Here is a 7,318-nt window from a genome sequence, read left to right as displayed (position 1 = left end):
GCAAGACGTGCTGATCCAGAACGGCGACGTCATCTGGGTCGAACGCGCGCCCATGGTCTACATCTACGGCGAAGTGCAGCGCCCCGGCCCGATGCGCCTGGAGCGCGGCATGACCGTCATGCAATCGCTGGCCACCGGCGGCGGCATCACCCAGCGCGGCACCGAAAAAGGCATTCGCGTCCACCGCAAGGGCCCGGACGGCAAGGTCCAGGTGCTGCAGATCCCGATGGACGAAGGTCTGAAGGACGGCGATGTGGTGTATGTCAAAGAGAGCTTGTTCTAAGGGTACGGTATGACATTCGGACAATTTATCGCCATCCTGCAAGCGCGCTGGAAGCTGGCCCTGCTGGTGCTGCTCGCCACCGTCATTGTGGTCATGGGCATCACCGTGTCCTTGCCCAAGCAGTACACGGCCACCGCCAGTTTCGTGGTCGACGCCAAGCCCGATCCCTATTCCGCCATGAGCTATGGCGCCATGGTCACCCCGGCTTTCATGACCACCCAGGTCGACATCATCCAGAGCGATCGTGTCGCCCAGCGTGTCGTGCGCTCATTGAAGCTGAACGAGAACCCGCAGGTTCGCGAACAGTGGAAAGCCGCCACCGGCGGCCAGGGCAGTGTTGAGGCCTGGTTGGGCGAGACCTTCCAGAAGAGCCTGGACGTGCGTCCTTCGCGTGAATCCAATGTGGTCAGTGTGTCTTACAAGGCCGCCGACCCGAAGTTCGCCGCCGGCCTGGCCAATGCCTTTGTGCAGGCCTACCTGGACACGGTGCTGGAGCTGAAGGTCGACCCGGCCAAGCAGTACAGCAGCTTCTTCGACTCGCGCTCCAAGGATGCTCGCGGCACCTTGGAAGCTGCTCAGGTCAAGCTGAGCGCCTTCCAGCGTGAGAAGGGCATCATCAACGCCGATGAGCGCCTGGACATCGAGAATGCCCGCCTCAGCGAGCTGTCCTCGCAACTGGTGGGCTTGCAGGCCATCACCTCCGAGTCCGGCAGCCGCAACACGCAGGCCACGGGCAGCTCCGGTGACCGCATGCAGGAAGTGTTGAACAACCCCATCGTCGGCAGCCTGAAGGCCGACCTGTCGCGTGCCGAAGTGCGCCTGCAGGAAGTCAACGCCCGCCTTGGCGACAGCCACCCGCAAGTGGTCGAGCTGAAGGCCAATATCGCCGAGCTGCGCATCAAGATCAGCGAAGAAACCCGTCGCATCACCGGCGGTGTCGGCGTCACCAACACCATCAACCGCCAGCGTGAATCCCAGCTGCGTGCCGAGCTGGAAGCGCAGCGCGCCAAGGTGCTGCAGATGAAGCAGGTGCGTGATGAGGGCGCGGTGCTGTCGCGTGATGTCGAGAACGCCCAGCGCGCCTACGACTCGGTGCAGGCCCGCCTGACCCAGTCCAGCCTGGACAGCCAGTCGACTCAGAGCAATGTCAGCGCCCTGACGGTGGCCTCGCCGCCGCTGGAGCCTTCCAGCCCGCGCACCTTCCTGAACGCCCTGATCGCGGTGTTCGGCGGCACCTTGCTCGGTGTGCTGGTGGCCTTCATTCGGGAAATTTCCGACCGCCGCATCCGCACCGTGGAAGACATCTCGGCCAGCCTGGGCATTGCCGTCATCGGCGTCATGCCCAAGCCCGGCTCGGCCAAGTCCGGTCAGCTGGCCACAGCGGCCGCACAGCGTCGCGTGATCGGCCACAGCGCCTGAGTGCTTGCGCTCCCAGAGAACCTAAGAGGATTGAGAACATGAGCGAAGCAACTGTGGGGCAGAACGCCCCCGATGCGGGCGAGGAACTGAAGGACCGGTCGATTGGTTCGATCATTGCCGAGACGCGCGATCTCTCCGCCGACCAGGTGGCACGCGTGCTGAGCTATCAGCGCGAGAAGAACGTCCGCTTCGGCGAGGCGGCCATCGCTCTGGGCTTTGCCAATGCGGACGATGTGCTCTTCGCTCTGGCGCAGCAGTTCCACTACCCCTATGCGCCGGAAGTCAGCCGCAAGCAGAACGCCGAGCTGATCACCCTGAATCAGCCGTTCTCGGCCCAGTCCGAGTTCTTCCGCGCCGTGCGCAGCCAACTGATGATGCGCGTGTTCAACGAGCAGCAGTCGCCGCGCCGCGCCCTGGCCGTGGTCAGCGCCAACCAGGGCGATGGCAAGAGCTTTTTTGCCGCCAATCTGGCGGTGACCCTGGCCCAGCTGGGCGGTCGCACGCTGTTGATCGACGCCGACTTGCGCGGCCCGCGCCAGCACGAAGTGTTCGGTGTGCAGAACACCTCGGGCCTGTCGGGCATCCTGGCGGGCCGCACGGAAGGTCAATCCATCCAGCCGATCAAGGGCGTGCCGGGCCTGTTCCTGCTGCCCGTCGGTATCACGCCCCCGAACCCGCTGGAGTTGCTGGAGCGCCCGGCCTTCGGTCTCTTGCTGCGTGAGCTGGTGTCCAAGTTCGACTACGTGATCGTGGACACTCCGGCGGCCGAGCTCGGCTCCGACGCCGTGGTCATCGCCTCGCGCTGCGGTGCGGCCATGCCGCTGGCCCGCAAGAGCGAATCCAAGCTCGCGCCGTTCCAGGAGCTGGTCGCGGGTCTGGCTGATGCTTCCACCCTCGTCACCGGTGCGGTGCTGAACGAGTACTGATCATGGCGCAGACTCCCGCATCGACGCCGGCCGGCGCCGGCCTCGCGAGCGCGCCTGCGCCTCGCCTGGCTGGCCCTGACCTGGGCGTTCTGGCCTTGGTGTTGTTCGGCTTCGCGGCGATGTTTCTGCCGACCTACTGGGACCTGTCCAGCACCGTCTGGGCCAGTGATGAGCAAGGCCACGGCCCCATCATCTTGGCGGTCAGCATCTGGCTGCTTTACCAGCAGCGCCACGCCCTGGTGCAGGTGCCGCCCCGGCCGGCTTATGTGATGGGCGGCTTGAGCCTGCTCTTGGGTCTGGTGCTTTACGCCTTCGGCCGCTCGCAGTCCATCTTGCTGTTTGAAGTGTCGGCGCAGATCTTCGTGCTGATGGCCTTGGCCCTGGTCCTGATCGGCGGGGCCGGGCTGAAGCTGATCTGGTTCCCGCTGTTCTTCCTGCTCTTCATGGTGCCGCTGCCCGAGGTGCTGGTGACCGCGCTGACCACGCCCCTGAAGTCGGCGGTGTCGGCGGTGGCCTCGTCCTTGCTCTACAACACCGGGTACCCGGTGGGCCGGGCCGGCGTCATCTTGACCATCGGCCCCTATCAGCTGTTGGTGGCTGATGCCTGCGCCGGCCTGAACTCCATGTTCACGCTGGAGGCGCTGGGCCTGCTGTACATGAAGCTGATGAACTACACCTCGGCGGGCCGCAATGTGACGCTGGCCTTGTTGCTGGTGCCGATCTCCTTCGTTGCCAACATCGTGCGGGTGATGATTCTGGTCCTGGTCACCTATTACTTCGGTGATGCGGCCGGCCAGGGTTTCATCCACGGTTTCGCCGGCATGGTGCTGTTCATGGTGGCCCTGGCCATCATGCTGGTGGTCGACAAGATTTTGAATTTCTTCTGGGTGACGGACAGGCGCAAGTGATCATGCATTTCAATCGCACTGCAGCCATCGTGATGACGGTGCTGATGCTCGCTTCGGCGGGTGCAGCGCACCGCATGACCCCGCGTGTCCATCTGACCGATCAAATCGGCAAGCCGGATCTGGAGACCTTGTTCCCCAAGAGCTTCGGCACCTGGCGTTTGGACACCACCATGCCGGTCATCCTGCCGGCGCCTGATGTTCAAGCCCGGCTCGATCAGATCTACAACCAGGTGCTCAGCCGCTCCTACATCAACACCCAGGGCCAGCGCATCATGCTGTCCGTGGCCTATGGTGGCGATCAGTCCGATGGCACTCGGGTGCACCGCCCCGAGGTCTGCTACCCGGCGCAGGGCTTCCAGATCACCTCCAACCGCGCGGCCGAGCTGCCGGTGGCCGGCAAGGACCTCCATGTGCGCCAGCTGACCTCCAAGCTGGCGCAGCGCATGGAACCCATCACCTACGGGGTGGTGGTGGGTGACCAGGCGGTGCGCTCGGCGACCGAGCAGAAGGTGGCGCAATTGGGTTACGGCGTGCGCGGCATCATCCCCGATGGTCTGCTGGTGCGCGTGTCCTCCATCGACGCGAATTCCGAGGCCGCGTTCGCGGTCCAGCAGCAGTACCTGACTGACTTGGCCGGAGCCTTGCAGCCGGCCGCACGCACGCGCGTCTTCGGCCGGTGAGGCTGAAGCCGTGGCACTGCTGACGCTGTCCCCGCCGCAGGGCGAGCCTGGCTCAAGCCCGCCATGAGCGAGATCGCCCAGCAGTCCGTGGCCGCCGCCAAATGGGGCGCGCTTGCCGCGGTGGCCAAGTTCATCATGCAACTGGCCGTCAACATCATCGTGGCGCGCTTGCTGGGGCCGGACAGCTATGGCCTGTTCGCCCTGGCCACCCTGGTGCTGCTGCTGGCCACCTTTTTTTCCGAATTCGGCCTGGGCTGGAGCTTGATGCAGAGGGCCGAGATCGATGACGAGGCCGTGCGCTTCGTCTTCACCTGGCAATGCATCAGCGGCCTCTTGGGCACGCTGATCCTGATGCTGGGCGCGCCCCTGATGGCCGATTTCCTGCGCGACCCGCGCCTGGTCGAGGTGATCCGCTGGCTGTCCCTGGTTTGTGTGCTCAATGCCATGGCCTCGACGGCCAACAACCTGCTGCGCCGCGAGCTGCGCTTCAAGGCCATCGCGGCCCAGCAGATTCAGAGTTATGCCTTCGCCTATCTGGTGGTCGGCATTCCCATGGCCGCCCTGGGTCAGGGCGCCTGGAGTCTGGTGGCGGCCTGGATTTGCCAGGCGGTGCTGGGCGTGCTGCTCGCGCTGCGCAGCCGGCCTCATGCCTTGCGGCCGCTGTTTCGCATTGCGGCGCCGCGTGAATACATCAATGTCGGTGTGGTCGTGTTCTTCACCAACATCTGCAACTGGCTGGTCAGCAACGCCGACCGCCTTTTGATCGGCCGCCTGCTTGGCACCCAACCGGCTGGTTTTTATGCCGTGGGCTACAACCTGGCCACCGTGCCCAACGGCTTGATGATCTCGGCCTTGCAGCCCGCCTTCCTGGCTTCGGGTGCGCGCCTGCAGGACCAGCTGCCGACCCTGCGCAAAGCCTATGTCGAAGTGCAGTCCTTCATCTGGTTGTTCGTGGCGCCGGTGTTCGTGGCCGGTGCGCTGTCCAGCCGCGAGTTGATCCAGCTGCTCTACGGCGCCCACTGGGGGGCCAGCGGCCAGGTGCTGGGCCTGCTGTTCCTGGCCATGCCGGCCTATTTGGGCTGGGCGCTGAGCACGCCGATCCTGTGGAACACCGGCCGGCGCCATCTGGAGTCGCTGCTGCAACTGCCGTTGCTGCTGCTGGCCGTGCTGGGCCTGGTCTGGAGTTCGGGCCATGGTCTGACGGCCATGGCAGCGGTGGCGGCCACCGTGTTCCTGCTGCGCTTTTTGGTGATCGCGGTGCCAGCCTGCCTGGCCCTGGCCGTGCCGGGCCCTGCGCTGCGCGGCCTGGTCTTGCGGGCGCTGCTGTTCAATGCGGCCGTCATGGGGGCCGGCTACGCTGCCGGCCTGGGCCTGAGCCTTTGGACCGAAGCGCCGTTGGCCTTGCTGCTGGCGCGCAGCGCAGCGGCCGGGGCGGTGGCGGTGACCTTGTGGCTGGCGGCACCGAATCTGGTCGGCGCGCCGGCCTTGGGATTGCTCGGGCGCTTCATCCCGAGACAATCACGTCTGGCCCGGCACTTTGCTGCGCAAGTGGAACGAATGAACAAGAAAGAAGCGGGCTGACCCCATGGACATCGTCGTCTTTTACGGCATCTACATCTTGATGGCCTTCACCATCGCCATCGGCTTTGTGTTCATCGTCGGCGGCACCATGCACTTCGGCGTCAAGCGGCCCGATGGCTTTTTGCCTTTTCTGTTCGTGCCCATGGTGCTGGCCATTGCCGTGGCCACCATCGCCTCGGCGCGCAACCTGGGCCTGGAGGAGCTGGCGCCCGACGCGGCCGAGCTGGCGGCCGGCGGCAGCGCCGCCAAGTGGACGCAGCGGGCCACCTCCATCTTCCTGCTGGCGGCCTCGCTGGAGCGCATTGCCCAGTTCATCCTGGCCAAGCGCCAGCCCAACACACCGCGCGCGCTCATGGTGGCCTATGCGGCCTTCTGGCTCTGCTCGGTGGCCTTGCCGGCGGGCCTGGGTACGCGGCCCACGGTCTCGCATGAGTTCATCTACGCCCTGATCATTGGCACGGGCGCCTTGCTGACCACCGAAAACGGCGCGCGGCACACCATCATCTGGGCTCGCAATGCCTTGTTTGCCTTCATGGCCCTGGGCCTGCTGTTTCTGGCAGTCAAGAAAAATCTGGTGCTGGCGCCTTACACCAGCGGTCTGATTCCTGGCTTTCACGTGCGCTACTCCGGCCTGGCCAGCGGCCCCAATGCCATGGGGCCCCTGGCCGTGCTTGGCCTCATCTGCCTCTGGTGCATGCCCTACCAACGCCGCAGCGTGCAGAGCGCAGCCTGGCTGGTGGGCGCGGCCACCCTGATCCTGACGCAATCGCGCACCAGCTGGATTGCCGCCGTGCTGTGCCTGCTGGTCTTGGTCTATTTCCAGTACCGCGGCCGCATCGGCGCCGGTCTGGCCCAAGGCCGCTACAAGTTGCAAAGCCAGTTCCTGCTCGGCGTGCTGGTGGCTTTGGTGCTGCTGTGCATGGCGGTGCTGGTGTCGGGTGCGTTTGGTGCGCGGGTTGAAAAATTCCTGGCCAGCCGCACCGGTGGCGATTTGGTGACCTTGACGGGCCGCACCGAGATCTGGGCCGTGGCGATCGAGGAATGGCGGCGCAGCCCGCTCTTCGGCTATGGCCCGGCGATCTGGGACCCCTACCACCGCTATCAGGTCGGCTACAGCGCCGCCTTCCACGCCCACAACCAGTTCCTCAATGTGCTGGCCGCCTCGGGCCTGATCGGCCTGCTCAGCTTCCTGGTCTACCTGGTGGCCCTGGTGGCGCGCACCCTGCCGCGCCTGACGGCCTTCAAGGGCATGCCGGCGGCATTGGCCGTGCTTTTGCTGGTGCGCTCGATCAGCGAGGTGCCGATCAGCCTGCACAGCTTCGGCAGCGAGTCGCTGTTCCACATTCTGCTGCTGATGCTGGGGGCGGGTGCCCCGGCGACCGTGCGCCTACGCAAGCCTGTGCAAGCCAGGGCCTGGGCCGATACCGAGCAGCAAGAGGGCATGCACGGTGCCTGATCGTTCACCCTTCTGGTCGGTCGTCATACCGCTGTCCAACACGGGCCCTTACATCGAGGCCCCAG

7 protein-coding genes are annotated in these 7,318 nt (G+C 65.4%); all 7 read left to right on the top strand.

What is annotated here, in order from left to right:
* On the top strand, positions 1–283 hold a 283-nt coding region (locus tag ACK5F2_RS14860; RefSeq protein ID WP_409865935.1), incomplete at its 5' end, for an SLBB domain-containing protein.
* A 9-nt stretch (positions 284–292) separates the two neighbouring features.
* Positions 293–1,702: a chain length determinant protein EpsF gene (epsF, locus tag ACK5F2_RS14855; RefSeq protein WP_409865933.1), complete on the top strand. Its 1,410-nt coding sequence runs from the start codon at positions 293–295 to the stop codon at positions 1,700–1,702.
* A 38-nt stretch (positions 1,703–1,740) separates the two neighbouring features.
* Complete coding sequence (locus ACK5F2_RS14850; protein WP_409865931.1) at positions 1,741–2,628, top strand: polysaccharide biosynthesis tyrosine autokinase; 888 nt, start codon at positions 1,741–1,743, stop codon at positions 2,626–2,628.
* Positions 2,629–2,630: 2 nt separating this feature from the next.
* Positions 2,631–3,536 carry an exosortase B gene (gene xrtB, locus ACK5F2_RS14845; protein ID WP_409865929.1) on the top strand — a complete coding sequence of 302 codons (906 nt, stop codon included), beginning with the start codon at positions 2,631–2,633 and terminating at the stop codon, positions 3,534–3,536.
* Positions 3,537–3,538: 2 nt separating this feature from the next.
* Entirely contained in the window at positions 3,539–4,216 is a 678-nt protein-coding gene (gene epsI, locus ACK5F2_RS14840; RefSeq protein WP_409865926.1) for an exosortase-associated protein EpsI, B-type, read from the top strand.
* Between the two features lie 63 nt (positions 4,217–4,279).
* The gene (locus ACK5F2_RS14835; RefSeq protein WP_409865923.1) at positions 4,280–5,797 is read left to right on the top strand and encodes an oligosaccharide flippase family protein; all 1,518 of its coding nucleotides are present in this window, start codon (positions 4,280–4,282) and stop codon (positions 5,795–5,797) included.
* Positions 5,798–5,801: 4 nt separating this feature from the next.
* Positions 5,802–7,253 carry an O-antigen ligase family protein gene (locus ACK5F2_RS14830; RefSeq protein WP_409865921.1) on the top strand — a complete coding sequence of 484 codons (1,452 nt, stop codon included), beginning with the start codon at positions 5,802–5,804 and terminating at the stop codon, positions 7,251–7,253.
* Positions 7,254–7,318: the final 65 nt, after the last annotated feature.

This window comes from Roseateles sp. (genome assembly GCF_046300915.1).
GTDB lineage: Bacteria > Pseudomonadota > Gammaproteobacteria > Burkholderiales > Burkholderiaceae_C > Kinneretia.
This window is presented reverse-complemented; position numbering and strand designations above follow the sequence as displayed.

Excerpts from the sequence above, each read along its gene's own strand:
- epsF (WP_409865933.1), top strand. The coding sequence starts at position 293 with ATGACATTCGGACAATTTATCGCCATCCTGCAAGCGCGCTGGAAGCTG.
- ACK5F2_RS14835 (WP_409865923.1), top strand. The coding sequence starts at position 4,280 with ATGAGCGAGATCGCCCAGCAGTCCGTGGCCGCCGCCAAATGGGGCGCG.
- epsI (WP_409865926.1), top strand. The coding sequence starts at position 3,539 with ATGCATTTCAATCGCACTGCAGCCATCGTGATGACGGTGCTGATGCTC.
- xrtB (WP_409865929.1), top strand. The coding sequence starts at position 2,631 with ATGGCGCAGACTCCCGCATCGACGCCGGCCGGCGCCGGCCTCGCGAGC.
- ACK5F2_RS14850 (WP_409865931.1), top strand. The coding sequence starts at position 1,741 with ATGAGCGAAGCAACTGTGGGGCAGAACGCCCCCGATGCGGGCGAGGAA.
- ACK5F2_RS14830 (WP_409865921.1), top strand. The coding sequence starts at position 5,802 with ATGGACATCGTCGTCTTTTACGGCATCTACATCTTGATGGCCTTCACC.